This is a genomic window from Paraburkholderia sp. USG1, assembly GCF_031570135.1.
Lineage (GTDB): Bacteria > Pseudomonadota > Gammaproteobacteria > Burkholderiales > Burkholderiaceae > Paraburkholderia > Paraburkholderia dioscoreae.
Genome location: NZ_JAMWXW010000001.1, coordinates 333,429 through 355,722, shown reverse-complemented (window position 1 = coordinate 355,722; position 22,294 = coordinate 333,429). Strand labels below are relative to the sequence as shown.

The 22,294-nt window shown below is 61.6% G+C and carries 15 protein-coding genes and 1 tRNA gene; 8 read left to right on the top strand and 8 right to left on the bottom strand.

Features of this window, described 5'->3' with window-relative positions:
- The first annotated feature begins 5 nt into the window (after positions 1–5).
- Positions 6–848: a molybdopterin-binding protein gene (locus NE850_RS01715; protein ID WP_007181251.1), complete on the top strand. Its 843-nt coding sequence runs from the start codon at positions 6–8 to the stop codon at positions 846–848.
- A 261-nt stretch (positions 849–1,109) separates the two neighbouring features.
- On the opposite strand, the gene NE850_RS01710 is transcribed toward NE850_RS01715, so the two are convergent.
- Positions 1,110–1,574, bottom strand: coding sequence for a rhodanese-like domain-containing protein (locus NE850_RS01710; protein ID WP_007181252.1), 465 nt, complete (start codon positions 1,572–1,574; stop codon positions 1,110–1,112).
- A 441-nt stretch (positions 1,575–2,015) separates the two neighbouring features.
- Between NE850_RS01710 and glnA the strand changes: the two genes are divergently transcribed.
- From glnA to NE850_RS01690, 4 genes are all read left to right on the top strand, one after another.
- The gene (gene glnA, locus NE850_RS01705; protein ID WP_007181253.1) at positions 2,016–3,431 is read left to right on the top strand and encodes a type I glutamate--ammonia ligase; all 1,416 of its coding nucleotides are present in this window, start codon (positions 2,016–2,018) and stop codon (positions 3,429–3,431) included.
- Positions 3,432–3,625: 194 nt separating this feature from the next.
- Complete coding sequence (gene glnL, locus NE850_RS01700; protein WP_007181254.1) at positions 3,626–4,768, top strand: nitrogen regulation protein NR(II); 1,143 nt, start codon at positions 3,626–3,628, stop codon at positions 4,766–4,768.
- Between the two features lie 35 nt (positions 4,769–4,803).
- Complete coding sequence (ntrC, locus tag NE850_RS01695; protein WP_007181255.1) at positions 4,804–6,321, top strand: nitrogen regulation protein NR(I); 1,518 nt, start codon at positions 4,804–4,806, stop codon at positions 6,319–6,321.
- A 153-nt stretch (positions 6,322–6,474) separates the two neighbouring features.
- Positions 6,475–8,625, top strand: a complete 2,151-nt coding sequence (locus tag NE850_RS01690; protein WP_007181256.1) for a prolyl oligopeptidase family protein — start codon at positions 6,475–6,477, stop codon at positions 8,623–8,625.
- On the opposite strand, the gene xth is transcribed toward NE850_RS01690, so the two are convergent.
- A complete protein-coding gene (xth, locus tag NE850_RS01685) occupies positions 8,583–9,359 on the bottom strand; it encodes an exodeoxyribonuclease III (protein ID WP_007181257.1) in 777 nt (258 codons plus the stop codon). The two genes, NE850_RS01690 and xth, sit on opposite strands and share 43 nt — an antisense overlap.
- Before the next feature lie 169 nt (positions 9,360–9,528).
- Here xth and NE850_RS01680 point away from each other — a divergent pair, with 169 nt between their 5' ends.
- Together NE850_RS01680 and NE850_RS01675 are read left to right on the top strand one after the other, a co-directional pair.
- Entirely contained in the window at positions 9,529–9,816 is a 288-nt protein-coding gene (locus tag NE850_RS01680; protein WP_007181258.1) for a hypothetical protein, read from the top strand.
- Between the two features lie 78 nt (positions 9,817–9,894).
- Positions 9,895–9,971: transfer RNA gene (locus tag NE850_RS01675), tRNA-Met, on the top strand.
- A 537-nt stretch (positions 9,972–10,508) separates the two neighbouring features.
- On the opposite strand, the gene NE850_RS01670 is transcribed toward NE850_RS01675, so the two are convergent.
- From NE850_RS01670 to NE850_RS01650, 5 genes are all read right to left on the bottom strand, one after another.
- A complete protein-coding gene (locus NE850_RS01670) occupies positions 10,509–11,255 on the bottom strand; it encodes a hypothetical protein (RefSeq protein ID WP_310698373.1) in 747 nt (248 codons plus the stop codon).
- Positions 11,239–12,624: an N-acetylmuramidase domain-containing protein gene (locus NE850_RS01665; RefSeq protein ID WP_007181260.1), complete on the bottom strand. Its 1,386-nt coding sequence runs from the start codon at positions 12,622–12,624 to the stop codon at positions 11,239–11,241. Before NE850_RS01665 ends, NE850_RS01670 begins: the two co-directional genes overlap by 17 nt.
- A 37-nt stretch (positions 12,625–12,661) precedes the next feature.
- Complete coding sequence (locus NE850_RS01660; RefSeq protein WP_007181261.1) at positions 12,662–15,421, bottom strand: type VI secretion system Vgr family protein; 2,760 nt, start codon at positions 15,419–15,421, stop codon at positions 12,662–12,664.
- Positions 15,422–15,483: 62 nt separating this feature from the next.
- Positions 15,484–17,370, bottom strand: coding sequence for a type VI secretion system baseplate subunit TssF (gene tssF, locus NE850_RS01655; RefSeq protein ID WP_007181262.1), 1,887 nt, complete (start codon positions 17,368–17,370; stop codon positions 15,484–15,486).
- Positions 17,371–17,761: 391 nt separating this feature from the next.
- Positions 17,762–18,460, bottom strand: a complete 699-nt coding sequence (locus NE850_RS01650; RefSeq protein WP_007181263.1) for an aspartate/glutamate racemase family protein — start codon at positions 18,458–18,460, stop codon at positions 17,762–17,764.
- Positions 18,461–18,664: 204 nt separating this feature from the next.
- Between NE850_RS01650 and NE850_RS01645 the strand changes: the two genes are divergently transcribed.
- Positions 18,665–19,957: an amidohydrolase family protein gene (locus tag NE850_RS01645; protein WP_165186577.1), complete on the top strand. Its 1,293-nt coding sequence runs from the start codon at positions 18,665–18,667 to the stop codon at positions 19,955–19,957.
- Positions 19,958–20,064: 107 nt separating this feature from the next.
- Here the strand turns inward: NE850_RS01645 and NE850_RS01640 are convergent, their stop codons facing one another.
- A complete protein-coding gene (locus tag NE850_RS01640) occupies positions 20,065–22,173 on the bottom strand; it encodes a M3 family metallopeptidase (protein WP_165186575.1) in 2,109 nt (702 codons plus the stop codon).
- Between the last annotated feature and the right edge of the window lie 121 nt (positions 22,174–22,294).

Below are 22,294 nucleotides of genomic sequence, written 5' to 3'. Positions count from 1 at the left end.
CGGCAATGGCATTTGGCGTCATCATCATCGGCGATGAGATCCTGTCGGGCAGGCGTATCGACAAGCATCTGCCGAAGGTTATCGAATTGCTCGGCGCGCGTGGGCTGTCGCTCGGCTGGGCGGAGTACATCGGCGACGACCCCGAGCGCATCACGGCGACGCTGCGGCGCACGTTTGCTTCCGGCGACATCGTGTTTTCCACGGGCGGCATCGGCGCCACGCCGGACGACCACACGCGCCAATGCGCGGCGGCCGCGCTCGGCGTGCCGCTCGAACTGCACCCAGAAGCCGCGAAGCTGATTCAGGAGCGGATCCGCGACATGCACCCGGCGAACGCTGCGACGCCGCTCGATCTGGAGTCGCCGGAGAACCGGCATCGCCTGAATATGGGCACCTATCCGCAGGGTGCGTCGATCATTCCGAACGGGTACAACAAGATTCCGGGTTTTTCGATTCAGCAGCATCACTTCGTGCCGGGCTTCCCCGTCATGGCGTGGCCGATGATCGAGTGGGTGCTGGACACGCAATACGCGCATCTGCATCACGCCATGCCGCACGCGGAGAAGTCGCTACTGGTGTTTGAGTTGCCGGAGTCACGCCTCACGCCGCTGATGGAAAAGATCGAACACGATTTTCCGGGCGTGCGGGTCTTCAGTCTGCCGAGCGTGGGCGATGCGGAACGCGGCGGTGTGTATGCGCGGCATCATATCGACCTGGGCGTGAAGGGCGAACCCGAAGCAGTGGCAGCGGCATTCGTCAAGCTGCGCGAAGGTGTGCATCTGCTGGGCGGCGATATCGTCGAACCCGAGGCAGCGGCAGCAGCCGTGGCGACGAAACCGCGCGCCTGATCAGCGCGGCATGCATCCAGATTTGTTCGGGCGCTGCGGCGCCCGTTTTTTATCGCGCTCGTCATCCATCTGGGCGTGGCATCGGCGCATCATCGGCGCGTCACATTTAGCGCAGACGATGCACTTGTCCGCACGCGCGAGCCTCGACAGGGCTGTCTTGAGCCGGTTTCGACGAGCCGGGGCGGCATGCGGCAATCAGGCAAGAGCGCAGGCAGAGGCAATGTAACAACCAGGCAGCAATCAAGCCGCCACATGCTGCATTTACGCGCCAATCCACGGCAATCCGCGAAAGCACCAGCCCGACACCGTCTTCCGATGCCCTTGGCCGTCCTTGTCGCCTTCGAAGCCTTCCAGCAGGTCGTACGCCTTGTTGAAGCCAGCCTGGGTGGCCGCAATCGCGGCGAGCTTGGAGCGCGCGGCGCTGCGACACAGGAACAGCACCGGCGTGTCAGGCGTGGCGACCTGATTCAATTGCTGGAGGAATTCCTGATTCGGCACCGCGCCCGGATAGCGCGTCCATTCCACGTGCGCATATTGTCCGTCGCCGATCACCGGGCGGCCGACCCAATCGAGTTCGGCGCGCGTGCGCACGTCGACGAGGCGCACGCGCGGATCGAGCTGCAACAGTTCGAACGCTTCCGCAGGCGATATCGCGCCCGCATACGGCAACTGGTTCTCGGCGCGGCGCTTGTCCGCGACCGCGTACAACTGTTCGAGCGTGCTCATGAGCGCATATCTCCTTCGGACCAAATGATCATTCTAGCGCGCGGAGTGAAGCGCGCACGCGTGGCGCGAACGGCGCTGGCCGGTTGGACGCCTCGGCCGGAGGAATGCGCAAATATGGTGCAAATTCTATGGAATGCACCAAAATAAAGATGGCGGCTGTTACCGAATTGACGAATGCACGAAACTGGTGCGAGAAGAGGTTCGAAGAATTCGGGGCTGCATGCCGTTCGGTGCGCCCATTCCCCGCAAATGCGCGCGCAGTCGGGTTTTGCGCCGGGTTGGCGCATGCATGGCACAGAAGCTGCTTTAGTGGTGCCGATCGATTTGTCCGAGCAGATTTTTATATTCGTTCCTGCCCATTGAGGGGTGGACGCGCCGGGACGGGTCAGCTAGATTGGGCGGCGGCTGAATCCGCCGAATTCGTTAATCAGGAGATAGGTTATGAGTAAATCCGTGGCCGACGTCGTTCAACTCGTCAAAGACGAAGACGTCAAGTTTGTCGACTTCCGTTTCACCGACACGCGCGGCAAGGAGCAACACGTTTCGGTGCCGGTGTCGGCATTCGATGAAGACAAGTTCGAAAGCGGCCATGCGTTTGACGGTTCGTCGATTGCCGGCTGGAAAGGCATCGAAGCATCGGACATGTTGCTGGTTCCGGACGCGAACACGGCGTTCATCGACCCGTTCTACGAAGAATCGACCCTCGTGCTGACCTGCGACGTCGTCGAACCGGCGGACGGCAAGGGTTACGAGCGCGACCCGCGTTCGCTGGCAAAGCGCGCTGAAGCCTATCTGAAGAGCACGGGCCTCGGCGACACGGCATTCTTCGGTCCGGAACCCGAATTCTTCATTTTCGACTCGGTCAAGTGGGGCACGGACCAGTCGGGCACGTTCGTCAAGATCGGTTCGGAAGAAGCACCGTGGTCGTCGGCACTGGACTTCGAAGGCGGCAACACCGGCCACCGTCCGGGCACGAAGGGCGGCTATTTCCCGGTCGCTCCGGTCGACACGTTCCAGGACATCCGTTCGGAAATGTGTCTGCTGCTAGAACAGATCGGCATCCCGGTCGAAGTGCATCACCACGAAGTCGCGGGCCAGGGCCAGAATGAAATCGGCACGAAGTTCTCGACGCTGGTGCAACGCGCCGACTGGCTGCAGCAGATGAAGTACATCATCCACAACGTCGCGCACACGTACGGCAAGACGGCAACGTTCATGCCGAAGCCGGTGGTCGGTGACAACGGTTCGGGCATGCACGTTCACCAGTCGATCTGGAAAGACGGCGCGAACCTGTTCGCGGGCAACGGTTACGCAGGTCTGTCGGAATTCGCGCTGTTCTACATCGGCGGCATCATCAAGCATGCTCGCGCGCTGAACGCGATCACGAACCCGTCGACGAACTCGTACAAGCGCCTCGTGCCGCACTTCGAAGCACCGGTCAAGCTGGCTTACTCGGCTCGCAACCGTTCGGCATCGATCCGCATTCCGCACGTGTCGAACCCGAAGGGCCGCCGTATCGAAACGCGCTTCCCGGATCCGATGGCGAATCCGTACCTGTGCTTCTCCGCGCTGATGATGGCGGGTCTGGACGGCGTGCAGAACAAGATTCACCCGGGCGAAGCTGCCGACAAGAACCTGTACGACCTGCCGCCGGAAGAGGATGCAAAGATCCCGACCGTGTGTGCCGGCCTCGACCAGGCGCTTGATTCGCTCGACGCCGATCGCGAATTCCTGACGCGCGGTGGCGTGTTCACGGATTCGATGCTCGACGCGTACATCGAACTGAAGACGGGCGAGCTGCAACGCTATCGTCAGTCGGTGCACCCGATCGAATTCGAAATGTACTACTCGCTGTAAGCGGCAATGGCGCTTCGCCCTTCACACGGCGAAGTGCTTTGCCCGACGCTCGCGATCGGTCACGAAGGGACGGCGGCGCCGTCCCTTTTTCGTTAGGCCGAGCACAACGTTTGCGTCGTATTGTTTTCGTTATCAAGCAGGACAGCAGGCGGACTACCTGATTTATCACCATCTCATATCGGCCAGACTGCAAGATGGTTCTTAAGAATCTGATCAAGGCAAGGAAAACGCACGAGCCGACGCTCTCGGACGACGCCCAACTCGTCAGCTCCGGTTTGCTGCCGGGCTTCGAGGCGTTGCCGACGGTCGTGCTGGTGCTCGAAAAGCGCACGCTGCGCGTCGCGTTCGCGAACCCGTCGGCGGAGTCGATGCTGGAACTCTCGCGGCGGCAACTGACGCAAATGGCGTGGCCGGACATCTTCTCGAATGCCGACGAACTGGTCGCGACCATTTCCGCGATCGCCGCCCACCGTTTTCACGCGACGCATCTGGACGCCGTGCTCGAACGTCCGGGCCACGAGCCGCTGCATGTGCACGCGATCGTCGGTTTCCTGGAAAGCGCGCAAGACTACGTGCTGCTCGAACTGTTCGAGAACGAGCGGCATCTGCGCACCGACCGCGAGGAGCGCATCAACGACCTCACGGCGGTCAACAAGCAACTGATCCGCAATCTCGCGCACGAGATCAAGAACCCGCTCGGCGGGATTCGCGGCGCGGCGCAGCTGCTCGAGTTCGAACTCGGCGAGCGTCAGCGCGACGAACTGCGCGAGTATACGCAGGTCATCATCAAGGAATCGGACCGGCTGCAAACGCTGGTCGACCGTTTGCTCGAACCGCACCGGCATCCGCATATCGTGGGCGACGTGAATATTCACGAAGTGTGCGAACGCGTGCGACAGGTGATTCTCGCGGAGTTTCCGCGCGGCCTCACCATCGAGCGCGATTACGACGTGAGCGTGCCGGACCTGCGCGGCGACAAGGAGCAACTGATCCAGGCGCTCCTGAACATCGTGCGCAACGCGGCCGAAGCCTTGCGCGAACGTATTTCGCAAGGCGATGCGCGGATCGAATTGCGCACCCGCATTGCCCGCAAGATTACGGTGTCGAAACGCTTATGTAAGCTGGCATTGGACTTGCATATCACAGACAACGGCCCGGGCATTCCCGAAGAGATCCGTGACCGCATTTTCTATCCGCTCGTGTCGGGGCGCGAGGACGGTAGCGGTCTCGGACTGACGCTCGCGCAGACCTTCGTGCAACAACACGACGGTCTGATCGAAGTGGATAGCCGGCCGGGCCACACCGAGTTTCAGATTTTGCTGCCGCTCGACTGCTAACCCCACGCGTATTTGAAGACTTCTGACCGACCTATATGAAGCCGATCTGGATAGTAGACGACGATCAATCGATTCGCTGGGTGCTCGAAAAAGCACTGGCCCGCGAAAACTTCGCGACCCGCAGCTTCGCGAACGTGCGCGAGGCGTCGGCCGCACTCGATCACGACAGCCCGCAGGTGCTGGTATCCGACATCAGGATGCCCGGCGGCTCCGGCCTCGAATTGCTGCAAACCGTTCGTGACAAGGTGCCGGGCCTGCCCGTCATCATCATGACGGCGTTCTCGGATCTGGATAGCGCGGTCGCCGCATTCCAGGGCGGCGCGTTCGAATACCTCGCCAAACCGTTCGACGTCGACAAGGCGGTCGAACTGATTCGCCGCGCGGTGGACGAAAGCATGCGCGGCGAACAGACGTGGGACGAACGCGTTACCGAAGCACCGGAAATGCTCGGCCAGGCGCCAGCCATGCAGGACATGTTCCGCGCGATCGGCCGCTTGTCCCATTCTGCGGCAACCGTGCTCATTACCGGCGAATCAGGCACCGGGAAGGAACTGGTCGCGCGTGCGTTGCACCGACATAGCCCACGCGCGAACGGTCCCTTCATCGCGCTGAACACCGCGGCGATTCCGAAGGATCTGTTGGAATCCGAATTGTTCGGCCATGAGCGCGGCGCCTTCACCGGCGCGCAGGCCATGCGTCAGGGGCGTTTCGAGCAGGCCGAGAACGGCACGCTGTTTCTCGACGAAATCGGCGACATGCCGTTCGATTTGCAGACGCGTCTGCTGCGCGTGCTGTCGGACGGACAGTTCTATCGCGTCGGCGGACACAATCCGTTGCGCGCCAATGTGCGTGTGATCGCGGCGACACACCAGAATCTGGAGTCGCGCGTACGTCAAGGCTTGTTCCGCGAGGACTTGTATCACCGCCTCAATGTGATCCGCTTGCGTTTGCCCGCCTTGCGCGAGCGCAGTGAAGACATTCCGCTGCTCACGCGTCACTTTCTGCAAAAGAGCGCGCGTGATCTCGGCGTCGAGCCCAAGCGCGTGTCCGAAGAGGCGCTGGCCTATCTCGCGTCGCTGCCGTTTCCGGGCAACGTGCGCCAGTTGGAGAACCTCGCCAACTGGCTCACGGTGATGGCGCCCGCGCAGACCATCGAGATCAAGGACCTGCCGCCCGACCTCGGACCCGCGCAAGCCGGCGTGAGCGATCTGACCGGCGGTGGGAGCGGGGTGATCGGTACGGGCGAGGCGGGTCTCGCCGGCGGCGCGCCAGTCAACGGCACGAGTGCCGCAGCGCATCCGGCCGCAGCGGGTGGCATGCCGGTCGCGACCGCCGTCAGCGCCTGGGAAGGCGGCCTGCGCACCGAAGTCGCGCGCATGTTGCGCGAGAACGCCGCGGATGTAATGGACGAACTCGCGCGCCGCTTCGAAGCGGCGGTGATTCGCGAAGCGCTGGATTTCACGCGCGGCCGCAAGGTGGAAGCGGCGGAACGCCTCGGCATTGGCCGCAATACGATTACGCGCAAGATTCAGGAACTGAATCTCGAACCTTGATGGGAATGCCGGGGCGGTAATCCTATTTATTCTGATCTTGATGTCCCGCACTATGAGCGTTTGACGCGCATGGTGCGGCACGTCGTCGCCTTCACGATTCCGCGGTTAGAGTGACCGGCATAATCGGTTGTCCTTTCTATTTCGGGAACCGTTATGCCGACATCGTTTTCCTGGCCTCTTTCTCCTGACACATTCCTCGCGCTCGAAGCGCTCGACGACCCCGTGGTGCTCGAATGGGTGGAGCGGCAGAACGCGCGCACGCTTGCGGCATGGGGAAGCGGGCCACGCTTCAACGCGCTCAAAGACCGGCTCGCTTCCGTCTGTTTGCCGCGCGATCCGCCGGTCATTCCCGCACGCTGGCGGGATTGGGCACACGATATCTGGCAGGACGAACACAATCCCAAAGGGATCTGGCGCCGCACTTCGTGGGCCAGCTGGCGTGCCGGTCAAGCCGAGTGGCAGACGTTGATCGATTTCGACGCGCTCGGCGAAGACGAGCAGACGCAGTGGGTGTGCGCCGATCAGCAGATCCTCTATCCGGATGGCGACCGGGCGCTGATTTCCCTCTCGTCCGGCGGTTCGGATGCCGTCATCGTGCGCGAGTTCGATCTCGAGACACGTCGTTTCGTCGACGATGGATTTGTGTTACCCGAGCCTGGCAAGCATTCGATTTTCTGGATCGACCGTGACACCGTCTATCTCGGTTGGGACAATGGCGGGTTGAGTCTGACGCGTTCCGGCTATCCGCGCGAAGTGCGGCGCTGGACGCGCGGTACACCGATAACGGACGCGCCGGTCGTGTTCCGTGCCGAATTCGACGACGTCTCGGTGGGTGCAGATTACGATCCCATCGAACGGCGCCATGCGCTATTCGTCAGTGTCGATTCATTTGATTCGGATACCTATTATCTCGACGAGGCGCGGCAGTGGCAGCGCTTCGACGTGCCGGCACATGTTGCAGTCGGCGTGTGGGACGGATGGCTGCTTTTTCAGCCGCGCCTCCCCTGGGACTGCGATGAGGTGACCTACGCGGGCGGCGCGTTGCTGGCCATTCGCGAGGCGGCATTCCTGCGCGGCGAGCGGGATTGCGTGCCCCTCTTCGTGCCCACGCCGACAACGTCGGGCTGCGGCTACTCGTTCACACGGCACCTGCTAATCGTCTCGTATCTCGACGACGTTCAGCAGCGCACCATACTGTGGCAGGCAAAGCAGTCGGGCGACGGGATCTGGCAGTGGGATTCGCGCGAGTTTCCATTGCCGGAGAACGCGCAGATCGGTGTTTCGCCGATCGAGCCGACCATGGACGACGAGGCCTATGTCGGCGTCGAGGACTATCTTCAGCCCGGCGGCTGCTGGATTGTCGATCTGATGCAGGACGATCTCTCGCAGTGGGAGTTGATCGATCAATTCCCTGCCAGTTTCGATGCCACGCGTTTCGCCGTGACGCGCGCCCATGCGATCTCGGCAGACGGCACCCGGGTACCCTATACCCTGATCGGGCCGCGTGAGCCCGGACAGCAAACGCGCCCGTGTCTGCTAAACGGCTATGGCGGTTTTTCAATCGCGCTGACGCCGGGCTACATGAGCGGGATCGGTGTCGGATGGTTGGAGCGCGGCAGTGTCTACGTGGTCGCGAATATTCGCGGCGGCGGCGAGTTCGGGCCCGCCTGGCATACTGCGGCGATGGGTCCAAACCGCCAGCGCGCGTTCGACGATTTCATCGCTGTCGCACAGGCGCTCATCGATACTGGGGTGACGACGCCGGCGCAACTGGGCATCCGGGGCGGCAGCAACGGTGGCTTACTGGTGGCGGCGTGCATGGTGCAACGGCCCGAGTTGTTCGGCGCCGTGGTCAGCCAGGTGCCGCTTCTGGACATGAGCCGCTACCATTTTCTGCACGCCGGGGCGTCATGGCTCGAAGAATACGGCGATCCGGATGTCCCCGAGCAGGCGAGGGTACTGGCCGCCTATTCGCCCTATCATCAACTGTCGGCTGAGCGCACGTATCCACCCGTGCTGTTCACGACATGCACCGGCGACGACCGCGTGCACCCCGGCCATGCCCGAAAAATGACCGCGCGAATGCAGGCGCTCGGCGCCGGCAACGTCTGGTACTTCGAGGACAAGGAGGGCGGCCACGGAGCGGCGGACGGCTTGCACATGGCGGCGCAGGACGCCCTCGTCCTCGAGTTCTTGTGGTCTTGCCTGGGTGACAGCGAGCAGCGCAACGGCTCAGCGTGCGAGGTTCAACCAGCCGGCCGTCAGCCCAGTTGCGCGACGACCGGCGCGTGGTCCGACGGCTGATCCCATTTGCGCGGCACCTTGTCGATGTCGCACGAAGAGCACACTTCGGCCAGCGCTTTCGACAGCAGAATGTGATCGATGCGCAGCCCGGCGTTGCGGCGGAACGCCATCATCCGGTAGTCCCACCACGAGTAGATCTTCTCCGGCTGCTCGAACCGGCGGAACGCGTCGACGAGGCCGAGTCCGATCAGCCGCACGAACTCGGCGCGTTCTTCGGGCGACACCAGATTCTGGCCTTCCCACGCTTTCGGGTCGTGCACGTCGCGATCTTCCGGCGCGATGTTGTAGTCGCCCAGCAGCGCGAGCTTCGGGTGCAACGCCATCTCGCTCGCGATCCAGTCGTGCAGCGCGGCGAGCCAGCGCAGCTTGTACGCGAACTTGTCGGTGCCCGGCGCCTGGCCGTTCGGAAAATAGGCGGAGATAACGCGCGTGTCTTCGATGGTCGCGGCAATCACGCGCTGCTGCGGATCTTCGAAGCCGGGAATGTTGCGCACGATGCTGCTTTCATCGACCGTCAGGCCGTCGCGCACCAGAATGCCGACGCCGTTATAGGTCTTCTGCCCCGCGAACCAACTCCGGTAGCCTTTCTCCGCGAGTTCGGCGCGCGGGAATTTTTCGTCCGGCAGCTTCAATTCCTGGAGGCACAGTACATCGGTGCCGGTGGTTTCGAGCCAGTCGATCACATGTTGCTGGCGGACTTTGAGGGAGTTGACGTTCCAGGTGGCAATTTTCATGGCATTCTCTCCAGCTTGCGTAATTCCAATAGTCCCGCATCTTATCGCGCGAAAGAGGGGCCGTGAAAATGGCCCCGCCGCGGCATAGAAAATAAAAGGGCGGATCGCTCGTGCCGCGGCGTATAGTGGGATCACACACACTCGCACTCTTGCGCATCGGGGAGGCATCATGGCTGAACTTTACCCAGCACTTTATAAGGACTTCGAAGTGCACCCGCTAGTGTTTTCGCGGACGTTCGACAAATTCGACGGCCACAAGCGTCACGCCGAAGGTTACGACGTCGCGGTGCGCGTCTGCCGGCCTGGCGCGATCAGCGGCTCGACGGCGAGCCGCGTGTTTCGTCTCGTGCTGCCGGCCACGTTCTCCGATTTCGGCGTGGCTAAACGCAGCGCGAGCCAGTACGGCGCGGATATCATCGACGGTAAAGTGGAAGGCGCAACGGTCCAGGATCTTTGAGTCATTTCACGAGCGCGAAATAATTCGTGCGACTGTTTGACGTATTGCGAACATCTCTATACAATCCGTTTTCTCTGACGCGGGGTGGAGCAGTCTGGCAGCTCGTCGGGCTCATAACCCGAAGGTCGTAGGTTCAAATCCTACCCCCGCAACCAACACAAAAGACACATTTCCGGCAGCACAGACGAGCAGCCGTTCGGAAATGTCGTCATAAGGCGCGAAGTGAGCGCCTTCCCTCTGTTCCAGTTCGATCGGTCCTGTTAGCGTCGCAAAGATTTGTCTTGCTTCGTTTGTCGCGTCGCCGGTTAGTGCCTCTCTCAATTCCAGCGTGTCTGCGAAACCCCTCCGCGATACTTCCATGAATCGGCTGCGGCTGCCCTTTGTTCGCGACGTTTCTGCTGTTCGGTCGCATGGCTCGCGGGCTCGACAGAGCGTGAAGCTTGCAACGAGAGCATGCCCCTGGGTTCGGTAAAACATTGGCGCGCCACGCGTCAGCAACACCGATGTTTCAAGTCTGACGCGGCTCGTCTGACGGGTTGTCTGACCGGCGTGCGGGGCAGGTCGAACCGCTGCCCCGCACGCAAGGCAATCAAAGCTTTTTTTTGGCCAATTCATCATGACAGATGCGAAATTTCTAAAAAATGCCGAGGTGTGCACTGAACCCACGATGGCGCCATCCGAGCCGGACCGAATCAGTCATTATCTCGCCGCTCTTTCTTGCTACTCCGCATCAACTCGATTGCCGGAGAAGCAGGGAAGGGGTTGGCCAGATCGCTGTTGCGAAGCCATCCTGATACGACCTTGCGGGAGTCTGTTTCATCAATCGCCATATCGGGATTAACGTACCGCGCATACGAATAACCATTGCGTCGGCTAAGTAGTGTGACAAGATCTCCTGGCAATATATATTGTCGCCGTCTGCCAATACCCGGTTTTTCATAAAAATAGGATTTCTCGACGGAAACGGCGATGCCGACCGCGTCGAACCGTTTGGTCGCCGAATATTGACTTCCCCCGCGTTCTCCGGGCGCCGCGTTGAATAATCCCGCTGCACTCTGACATCCTCCGTGTGGATGATCTGTTTTCAGGGCGATTTCATTGTCGCGCAGGTATAGCGTTCCGCCGATTTCTGCCCGTGGGTCACGCTGAGCATAAGAGAAGGTATTTTTATAAGGAACGAAATCGAACGTTTTCATTTGCAACGCCTCTGTTCCGTCCGCACTTTTTACTCCATGATCCCGATTCGCCATAAACAGGAACTCGCACGAGAATGGAGGCTCGTGAGCGCGGTAATAACCGACGATATCCTGTCCCGACTGATATGTTACTAAATTCAGTTCGTCGTATGTTGTCGCGACACCTGCTGTTGCCATCCGGCAGAAAGGCATAATGAGGCAGAGTGTAATAAATATAAAAAATATTCTATTTGAATTTTTCATAAAATTTGCTCATCTTATCCGGATATTTTTTAGGATAGCTGTGGCCATTATAATAATATGCAAAAGACTTCCAGTCCTTCTTTTTCAGGGCCTTTTTGGCTGAATCGTTCATGTTGACGTAGGCAATAAAAAGATCGAATTGCTCATCAACGCCCTGCATGGCGAGGTTGGCCAATTCCGTGGGACTTGTGTACCCCAATTCTTTGTAGAAAAAGGCCAGTACCTGAAAAGCTCCCCATGAACATGCCATTATCGCGGCGTCACGATTCAAAGCGCATGCCTGAATAAAGCGTTCATATTGATGCATTACCTTCTCGTCGCTATGCGACCAGCCACGGTCGTCAGTTTCCCCAGCCGTATATCCTCCTGGAATGGGCAGACAAAGATTAGGAAATGCGGGGAAGGGATTGGCTTCCTTCTTTAATAAACTCGTCTTTTCATTTTGCTTGTCCTTTGGCAGGAGAGATCGAAAAAAGACGTGGCGTTCGTAGAGAATTTTAGGTAATCCGTTGTCGCAAAACCCTGCCCCTTGGCTTTCGGTCATCGCGACTGCCTTGATGGCCGCCGCCTCACAACCGAGAGCCTTCGCGGCTTCGGCGTATTTCCTTTCGCTTATCTCCAGCGTTTTGGGATAGTTGAGCTTTGAACCGAGTACGTTGAATGCGACAGTGGCCGGCTTGCCAGTATCGACAACCTTGTAGTGGTGTTCGATGGTCACGGTCGTCTTTTTCTTTTTCGTCTTGTCGTCGACAGTGGTTTCCTTATGGCGAGTCGGGGTATCCTTTTTAACCTTGCCCTGCTCGGTGACTTTCTGCGACCACCCAATATACGGCCCGAACTCTTTCACGAGCCGCTCGATCGTCATGACTTCACCTGGTTTGACGAAGGGAAGATTCAGATCCTGCTCAAATTCCTCTTTGGGCGTCAGCTTCGTCGTGGCTTCCAGGTGGTACTCAGGGCTCGTGACCGTGAATACGCTGATGTCCTTCTTCGGCGTAACCGTTGCCTTCCAGACGAATTCGCCGCGACGGTTCTTCACGAGCACATCAATCTGCTGGTTGCGTGCGGCATTGCGAATCGTGACCGCATAGCCGTCTTTGTCCGTTGTTGCCTGAATGCTGTTCGCAACCGCGGGCGGCGGCGCCGTAGAGACGGGTGCGAGGGGAACGGCCGGTGCGGATGCGGTGTCGGCGTCTGTGCCCGCTCCTGTCGTCCATTGGGGAGCGGGCTGCGCGCCCGTACCGGCCTTGATCTGGACTGACAGCCCTTCAATGGGTTTTTGCAGAACATCGCGAAAGACGAGGGTAACTTGCACGTAAGGGGCGGCCGATGCCTTCGGCTGGCTTGCTGGATGCTGGTGATGGGCCATAGGTTCTAGTCAGTTCGTTCTGCGTTTGCATGCGCGCTCACGCAGACGTGTCGCTACCGTCGGACTCGCCGTGGTCGTAAGCGTCCTCCGCGATGCGCCAGTCGCCCGCGCCGACTTCGCACTTCACCTTGGTCGATACCGACGTGGTAACGGCCAGCGTGGCCCCGTCCGTCAGCATGCCTTGCTGCTGGATCGTGCCGTCCGGTAGATAAATGCGATAGGGACGGTCAGCCAGTTTGGGGCCGATGCCACGATTCCTGACAACGGTACCGACGTCGAACATCTGCGTATAAATGTCGGTCGGATTCTGAGCGAGCGGGGCGAGCGGAAGGACTGGCAGTGGCGCGCGCATCGACGATGCGTCCGGTTTTTCCCAGGAAGGGGTCTTTTCGAGAATCGGCCCGGGTGAGCCGTTGATAATGCCGCCTGCGTTGATCTGAATGTACGAACCGCCGGCGCCAATCCAGACTTCCTTCGATGCGGTGAGGATGATCTTGCCGTCCGCGCTGCTAACGGTAACGTCCTTGAGCGCCGCAAGCGCCAGCTCATCGCTTTGCGCCTGGATGTCTATCCTGCCTTTCGCCGCGATCAGCTTCATGCCCAGGTGGTAAGCGAACAGGGAGATCGCGCCGCGCACCGAGGCGAGTAACGACCGCCCCGACGACACGCTCACATCGCGGCCCGCCGTGACTGCGTGATCATTCGCGCTTGCCATGTGCGTATTGTCGGCTGCCGAGGTCGCGATGCCCGCGCTGCTTGCCATTAGCAGGTCGGGACGGGTCATTTCCGGCGACGGATTTTCGCGGATCCTTGTACCGCCTTTGATCGCGTTGTTCTGTGTGCCGATCGCGCCGGTCGCGTCGTTCTGGTTCGCTTCAGCGGGTTGCGCGTTGTGCCGCTGCGCAAGCTGCGCGAGGTCTTCATGCTGCTCGCGCGCCTGCGTCAGGCGTTGTACGGTCTCACCCATGTCCTTGACGGGCGACATTGCTCCGGCTCGCGTTTCGGTCGTCACCAGGATGCCCCGATTTGCACGCACGACGCCATGTGCTTCGGTTGCCAGTTCGAAGCCTTCACCGCGCGCGTTGTCGCGTCCTTCATGTCCGTCGATGCGCGTGTTATAGCCAAGCACGAGCCGCGACTGCGCGTGGTCGCTTGCCACCTGAACCTGCAACTGTCCGGGCGTGTCGTCCGTCACGACACTGTTCGCCGACTGGCCTTTCAGTTCCTGGCTGCGCCAGCCCGACAGCGCGTCGTTCTTCGGCAAGGCCCACGGCGCCTGATGCAACTCGGTCGTGTGCTCGGACATGATGTAGGGCCGGTCCGGGTCGCTGTCGTAGTAGCCCACCAGTACATGATGTCCGACGCGTGGCAGCCACATGGCGCCGTGTTCGGCGCCATGCCACGGCGACGCGACCCGTAGCCAGCAGCTTGCGTCCTGGTTTTTCGCACCGATCCTGTCCCAGACGAAATGAGCTTTGACGCGCCCATACTGGTCACAGAAGGTTGGTTCCTCCCCATAACCCGTGATGATGGCCGCCTCGGCATAGGCGCGGGGCTTCCGCGCTTTTTGCGGCGTACGGAAGAACGTCGCGGCGGGTACTGCCGTAAACCTCGTATCGCAGTGGTACTGGCGGATTAAGCCGCCGTGCTGGGTGACAGTGTCGTTGTTGACGATCTTGGTGTCGGTCGACACGACCAGATACTCGCCGTTGCCGGGCGTCAGCGGATAGCGTTCGAGCGCAAACGTATAGCCCGTCATCAGTCCGCGCAGGTTGCCTTTGCCTTTCGCGCGCAGGCTCTTCGAACGGTGCGCCTCGACTTTCACGCGCGCGAGGTGCCTGCTGTCGAAGTCGGGATCGTTCCGCCACGAAGGATTGACGCCGTTCGGTCCTTCCATCGGCTGCGAATAGTCGCCCCACGCGTATTCCTCGGCGTTGTCGAATGAGCGCTGGCTAGGGTTCGCCTCGTCAACCGCAAGGTCGGCAAGCGACTGCGTGTAGTCGTAGTCGACCAGCGTCACCTGGCCCGTTGTAAGTTGCCGGGCGATGCGAAAGGCGTGGACATGTTCTTCGTCGATGCGCTGGCCGTCGCGGTCGAGAAAGCGCAGCGTCTGGTAGGCGGCCGGGTGTTTCTTATAGCCGCCGGGTGAGTCGCACAGAACCAGAGTGCTCTCGCTGAAGAAGAACGTGATGCCCCATTCCTGCCACAAGCGCGACAGCCATGCGAAATCCGACTCCCACCACTGTCGCTGATATTCGCGCTTCGGGTAGGGGCGCCGCGCCGCGCCGGGACCGGCCAGACGCATGTCGAACGGGTACGGGTATTTCAGCAGTACCTCCCGTGTTATCTCTGTCACGTCCTTGTTTTGCATGACCCGGCTGTCTCGGTTCAACGTGGCGAGATATAGCCAGGGGCGAATCCTGAGCCGGTAGAACGCACGCCGGTCATCCGCGCCGACGCACTGCGCCGAAACGATCAGGCCTGTCAGCTTGCGCACGTGCGCGCCGAAGTTTTCCGCCCCGCCCGTGCGGCCTGGCTCCGCAGTCCCGCTGCCTTCGATGGCGATGCGGACGGTGATTTCCTTGCCGATCAGCGCATCGACATCGACCAACTGCTGCGCCTCGATAACGCTGAGCGCCGCGTCATCGATGGTGCTCACGTCGACGTCGTAGTCATACAGACGGCCGAGCTTCTCCTTTCCCGACAGCCGGCAGACGACGAACAGCGGTCCGCCCGCCCATTGCGGCAGCGCCTTGCCGGTAACTTCCAGCGTGCGCGGCTGTTTAAACCAGGACATCAGCGACTCCAATCATCAGCAACTCATGTGCGAGGTCAGTCAGGCGCGGTGAGACGAGGTCGTCACGCCGCGTCACGCGTGCCGGAGCGCGGTGGCCAGTGTCCGATACGCCCGCGCTGCTTCGAGCGCAACACGGTCGTCGTGAACGAACGAGGCGATACATGACGTGCCACGTAGCGTTCGAGTACGAGTCCAAGCGTGTACGGACTCATGCCGTCGAACTCTGTTTCGTCGAAAGTCAGCTCGCATTCGATCCCGCGGCCGAACGTGAGATGGCCGTCAAGCGCCCGGCGGCGGTTGACGGGCGTTGCGGTTGCGCCCACCAACCCCGCAACCTGACGGCGCAACCCGGGAGATTCGCTGCCCAGGTACAACGCCAGCAGCTTGCGCAGTCCATCGCCCGCGCACGGATGATCCGGCCTGCTATCGAACGCCGCGTAGGTGAAGCTGAGTTGCCCGATCAATTGCCACGCGTGATCGCCGCACGCGAGCGGCGGGCGTGGCATTGTCGGCGCGCGCAGCAGGCCGATGCTCCTTTGGGGAATCGAACTCGCCACGGACAGGTCGTTCACGCCGTTGCACGGCAGTACGCATGGCAGGTCACGATTGGTCAGTAGCGCCTCGAGCGATATATTGCGGATGCCTTCGGTACTGGGCAGTCCGTTTTCATCCACCAGCGAAAGAAAGGCGCGTGTTTCCGTAAACGCCCGGCGGGTGCCGTAGTGCCGGGTTTCGTCGAGCGGGCGGCTCAGTTCGCGACGAATCGTAAAGCGGTGCCCGCCGTGGTTCTCGTCGTCCAGGTAGTGTGCATGCAGCGGCTGGAGCCGCAGCGCTTCGGAGTCTTCCGAGACCTGCCCCCAGGCACGCGACACCGAATGCACGTCGTAGTCGCGGGGAAATTTGGCCACGGGCACGAGGCGGTGCCCGGTTGCCTGAGCGTCGAGCTCCAGCCACTCGGTGCGCCTCGGAAACAGGTTGATGACAGGCGTGCAGAACAGCGCGAAGTGCGACGCGTCGACCGTCTGCGCCAGCCCGTCCACAGACCGGTCAAGCAGCACGATGACTTCAGCCTCATTGCCGCCGATGGCTGATAGCCCTTTGCCGAGGCCGGTGAGCGTGAAAAACCAGAAGCGTGCGGGACAGGCGAAATACTCCTGCATCAGGTTATGCCCGTGAAACTTGCGAGGGACTGCGGGCAGCAGGCTCTGTTCCGGTTCCAGTGCGTCATGAACGACCGCGTCAGCTGTGACGACATGCAGCGTGCCGGTCGCGAGTTCGCCGGGTACGCCCATAACGGTGGCTACGCCGGCTGCGTGGATCAGTTCGAACAGGTGTGAAGCAGCGGCTTCGTTGCCCGCGAGACAGACCGGCAGCCGTTCGAGCCCCGCGAGGCTCGAGATCGGTGCGCCATTGATCGTTCGCAGAAGAAGCCGCAACGCGCCCTGTATCTGCACCTCTGGCGTGATATAGCGGCCGAGCTCCGGGATATCCGGCGGGATGCCGGTCAGCCGTGCCTGCGCGATCTCCAGTGGATAGAGCGTTACGTCCTGGCTGCTGCGGAACTCACAGGCCGTCAGCTCACCGTCGGGTACGCGTGAGAAGAAAGCCGTGCCGCGCGGCACCGTGGTTCCGTTAGCGGACTGCTTGCCCCGTACGAGCGGAAACATGCGCGCGACAGCCATTGAGGGAATCTGGCTGACATAGTTCGGATAGACGGTTTGCAGTAGCGGCTGTGTGAATTCCGCGAACGCTTGATCCAGGCGCATCTGCATGCGCGCGGTCGTAAAGGCCGAAGACTGGAGCAGGCGCTCGACGAAGGGATCGCCGACTTCGCCCGCCTGCATGCCAAGGCGCTTCGCGACCTTGGGATGTGCTTTCGCGAACTCCTGCGCCAGTTCGTGCATGAACAGCAATTCGGCGTTGTAGTACCCAAGAAGTCGCGGATCCATCGCTTCACGTCACTTCAGGTGGTGCATGGGTGGGGAAACGGATTGGTGCGTCCGCAAGCGTAGGCAGGCGCGCCTTCTGCGTATGTCGTCCAGACGTAATCCATATGTCATCCTTATTAATTGTGTCGAAAGACAGATCGGAAGAGCTATTGGATCGCAAGCCGACCCTTTGCGCCATCAGAAGAATCACAAAAATGTGTGGGAAATTTCCTTGTGGGAGCTCGCGTTTAACTGGCGCAAAGTGACTGCATGGGACGAGCGGAGAAAACCGACTTGCAATCCGTGGCGGAACGATTGGCCAAGCCCTTTGCGCGCCAATTTGCTGATGGCTTTGCTGCGAGGTTTGCGTTCGTCCGCGCACACGCGCTGGAGCACACGCACCCATCGGCTTTCACGCCGAGCCGATCGCCCACTCCACCGCCGCTTGCGCATGCAACGCGGTCGTATCGAACACGGGCACTACTGAATCCTCCGGCTTGATCAGCAACGTGATTTCAGTGCAGCCGAGAATCACCGCCTGTGCACCACGCGCGGCCAGCGCTTCGATCACTCGCTGATACACCGCACGCGAAGCGTCGTTCACCTTGCCGTGGCACAACTCGTCGTAGATGATGCGGTGCACGTCCGCGCGTTCGGCCTGGTCGGGAACCAGCGTTTCGAGGCCGTAGCGCTCGTGCAGGCGTCCCGTGTAAAAAGTTTGCTCCATCGTATAGCGCGTGCCGAGCAGGCCCACGCGTTCGATTCCCGCCGCGCGCAACGCGCTGCCGGTCGGATCGGCGATATGCAGGAAGGGCACGTCGATCGCCGCTTCGATCGACTCATACACGCGATGCATCGTATTGGTCGCCAGCATCACCAGATCGGCGCCGCCCTGTTCGAGTCGGCGCGCGGCGTCGGCCATCTGCTGGCCGAGCGCGCTCCAGTCGCCCGCGCGCTGGAGCGCTTCGATCGGCGCAAAGTCGACGCTGAGCATCAGGCTGCGGGCGTTGTGGTGGCCGCCCAGGCGCGCCTTCGCGTGGCGGTTCAGAAGCTTGTAATACTCGGTGGACGATTCCCAGCTCATTCCGCCGATCACGCCGATTGTCTTCATGTCCCTGCTCCATGAGTGGATGACGGCGCGGCATCGGCCGTCTGTCTGGCGAGTATAGGCGGGCGGCGCGACCCGCAGCCGGTACGGATCGCGCGTCGCCCGCCGGTACGGGTTGACGCAACGGCGGCGGATAAAAACGTCGGCACGCGCTTTCTGACGCCGATAGAATCGTCATCAATCAGGAAGGCTCAAAGGGAGCGATACATGGATCTGATCATCCGCCGCGCGATGCTGTCCCCAGGCGCCGCGCCGCAACAAAAAGAGCCGGTCGACATCGGCATCGAAGCGGGCCGCATCGTCGCCGTCGAACCGAATCTGGCCGCCAGTGCGCGCGAAGAAATCGATGCCGCGGGCTCGCTCGTCACGCCGCCGTTCGTCGATCCGCATTTCCATATGGATGCGACGCTCTCGTACGGTCTGCCGCGCGTGAACGCGTCGGGCACGCTGCTCGAGGGCATCGCATTGTGGGGCGAACTGAAGCCTGACCTGACGCAGGAAGCGCTGATCGAGCGCGCGCTGCAGTATTGCGACTGGGCCGTCGCGCGCGGCCTGCTGGCCATCCGCAGCCACGTGGATGTGTGCGACCCGCGCCTGCTCGCGGTCGAGGCATTGGTGGAAGTGAAACGCCGTGTCGCGCCGTATCTCGACCTGCAACTGGTAGCCTTTCCGCAAGACGGCGTATTGCGCAGCGCGGGCGCCTTCGAGAACCTCAAGCGGTCGATCGCGATGGGCGTGGACGTGGTCGGCGGCATACCGCATTTCGAGCGCACCATGGCCGACGGCGCGCAGTCCGTGCGCCTCCTGTGCGAGTACGCGGCGGAGCAGGGCTTACGCGTCGACATGCATTGCGATGAATCGGACGATCCGATGTCGCGCCACATCGAGACGCTCGCGGCCGAAACGCATCGGCTCGGTTTGCAAGGGCGCGTGACCGGCTCGCATCTGACCTCGATGCATTCCATGGACAACTACTACGTCAGCAAGCTCCTGCCGCTGATGCGCGAGGCGGGCGTCGCGGCGATTGCGAATCCGCTGATCAACATCACGCTGCAAGGGCGCAGCGACACCTATCCGAAACGGCGCGGCATGACGCGCGTGCCGGAGATGATGGCGGCGGGCATCAACGTCGCGTTCGGCCACGATTGCGTGATGGACCCGTGGTACAGCCTCGGTTCGGGCGACATGCTCGAAGTCGCGCACATGGGCTTGCATGTGGCGCAGATGACGGGCGTCGACGGCATGCGCGCCTGTTTCGACGCGGTGACGGTGAACGCCGCGCGTATTCTCGGTCTGGAGGGCTACGGTATCGCGCCGGGCTGCGCGGCCAATCTCGTGCTGCTCGACGCGCGCGATCCGGTGGAGGCGATCCGCCTGCGCGCCGCGCGTCTCGCGGTGGTGAGCCGCGGCAAGGTGGTCAGCCGCGCACCGGCTGCGCGTGCGGCGCTGTCGCTCGAAGGCCGGCCTTCGGAGGTGGATTTCAAGCTGCATCGCGCCTAGTTGCGCATTCAACGTTCACGAACAAAAAAGCCGGCGCCTGCGTCAAGCAGGTCACCGGCTTTCATCGGCCCATGCAAGGCGCCGACGCTTGTATCAACCTCAACCGATCAATGCGCAGCGCCCGGCGTCATGCCGTTGTGCCGCAGCAAGGCGTCGATATTCGGCTCGCGGCCGCGGAATGCCTTGAACGATTCCATTGCCGGACGGCTGCCGCCTACCTCCAGAATCTCCTTGCGATAACGCATGCCGGTGGCCTGATCGAGCACGCTGCCGCTGGCCGATTGCGCGGCTTCTTCGAATGCCGCGTAGGCGTCGGCGGACAGCACTTCGGCCCACTTGTAGCTGTAGTAGCCCGCCGCATAACCGCCCGCGAAAATATGGCTGAATGTATTCGGCCAGCGCGAGAAGGGTGCCTGCGGCACGACGTGGAAGCGCTCGTTGATTTCGCTCGCGAGCTCGGTGGCGCTCTTCGTGCCGGACGCATCGAAGCCGGTATGCAGTTGCATGTCGAACATCGAGAAGACGATCTGGCGCAGCGTGCCGAGACCGCTCTGGAAGTTTTTCGCCGCGAGCATTTTGTCGAACAGTTCGCGCGGCAACGGCTTGGCCGTTTCGACGTGCGAGGTCATGTCGCTCAGCACGTCCCACTCCCAGCAGAAGTTCTCCATGAATTGCGACGGCAGTTCGACCGCGTCCCACTCCACGCCGTTGATGCCCGACACGCCCAGCTCGTCCACGCGCGTGAGCATGTGGTGCAGGCCGTGGCCAAACTCGTGGAACAGCGTGATGACTTCGTCGTGCGTAAAGCAGGCGGGCTTGCCGCCGACCGGCGCGGAGAAGTTGCAGGTCAGATACGCGACCGGCGTTTGCACGCCGCCGTGCGTGTGTCTGTGACGGCCGCGCGCGTCGTCCATCCAGGCGCCGCCGCGTTTGCCTTCGCGCGCGTACAGATCGAGGTAGAACTGTGCAACGAGGCCGCCGTCCTGATTCTCGACACGGAAAAAGCGCACGTCCGGATGCCACACGGCCGCTTTGTCGCGACGGATGCGCACGCCGAACAGCGTTTCAGTGACCTTGAAAAGACCCTTGAACACGGTGTCTTCCGGGAAGTACTGTTTGACCTCGTTCTCGGAGAACGAATAGCGCTTCTGACGCAGACGCTCAGCGGCAAATGTCATGTCCCACGGCTGCAGTTCGCTCATGCCGAGTTCGTTCGCGGCGAATTCGCGCAGTTCCTTCCAGTCCTGCTCGGCATGCGGACGCGCACGCGTGGCGAGGTCTTCGAGGAAGCTCATCACCTGGGCGGGCGACTCGGCCATTTTCGGCGCGAGCGAGACTTCGGCGAAATTGTTGTAGCCGAGCATGTGCGCTTCTTCGGCGCGCAGTTTCAACTGCTCGGCGAGCACCGAGGTGTTATCCCACTCGGGCTTGCCGTTGCCGTATTGCGGGCCGAGTTCCGAGGCGCGCGTGACATAGGCGCGATACATTGCTTCGCGCATCGGACGATTCTCCGAGTACTGCATCACCGGGAAATACGACGGGAAATGCAGCGTGAATTTGTAGCCGGTTTTGCCTTCGCGCTCGGTCGCTTCCTTGGCGGCTTCGATCACGTCTTCGGGCAGGCCGGCCAGTTGCGCTTCGTCGCCGGCTGCGACGATATACGCATATGCGTTGGTCGCGTCGAGCACGTGATCCGAAAACGCTTTCGACAGCGCCGCCTGGCGTTCCTGCAATTCGGCGAAATGCGGCTTCTGGTCTTCCGGCAATTCCGCGCCGGACAGGCGGAAGTCGCGCAGCGCATTGCCGAGGATCTTCTTGCGCTCGCCGGTCAGCGATTCGAAATCGCTGCTGGCGTGCAGTGCCTTGTACTTCTCGTACAGCGCGAGGTTCTGTCCGACGCTCGACCAGAATTCGGTGACGCGCGGCAGATTCTCGCCATACACGGCGCGCAGCTCGGGCGTGTCGGCCACCGCGTTCAGATGGCCGACCACGCTCCAGGCGCGCGACAGCGGTTCGGTGGCGCGCTCGACCGGCTCGACCACGTCGGCCCATGAAGCAGGCGTGATGGGCTGGGCGGCGCGCTCGACGGCGGCGGACGCGTCGGCGAGCAGCACATCGAGGGCGGGCGTGACGTGTTCGGGGCGGATTTGGCCAAAGCGCGGCAGGTCGGAGAAATCGAGGAGCGGATTGTCGTGATTCGAGGCGGTAGTGGACATGAGGCTTCCTGTCTGACGCGGGTGAACGGGTAATCGGTGCATGGACGGGCGTCCCTTAAGAGGACGTCTTCGGGCGCGCGCGGCGACGCCCTGTCGCAGCCGATAGAGACATTATTGGGGC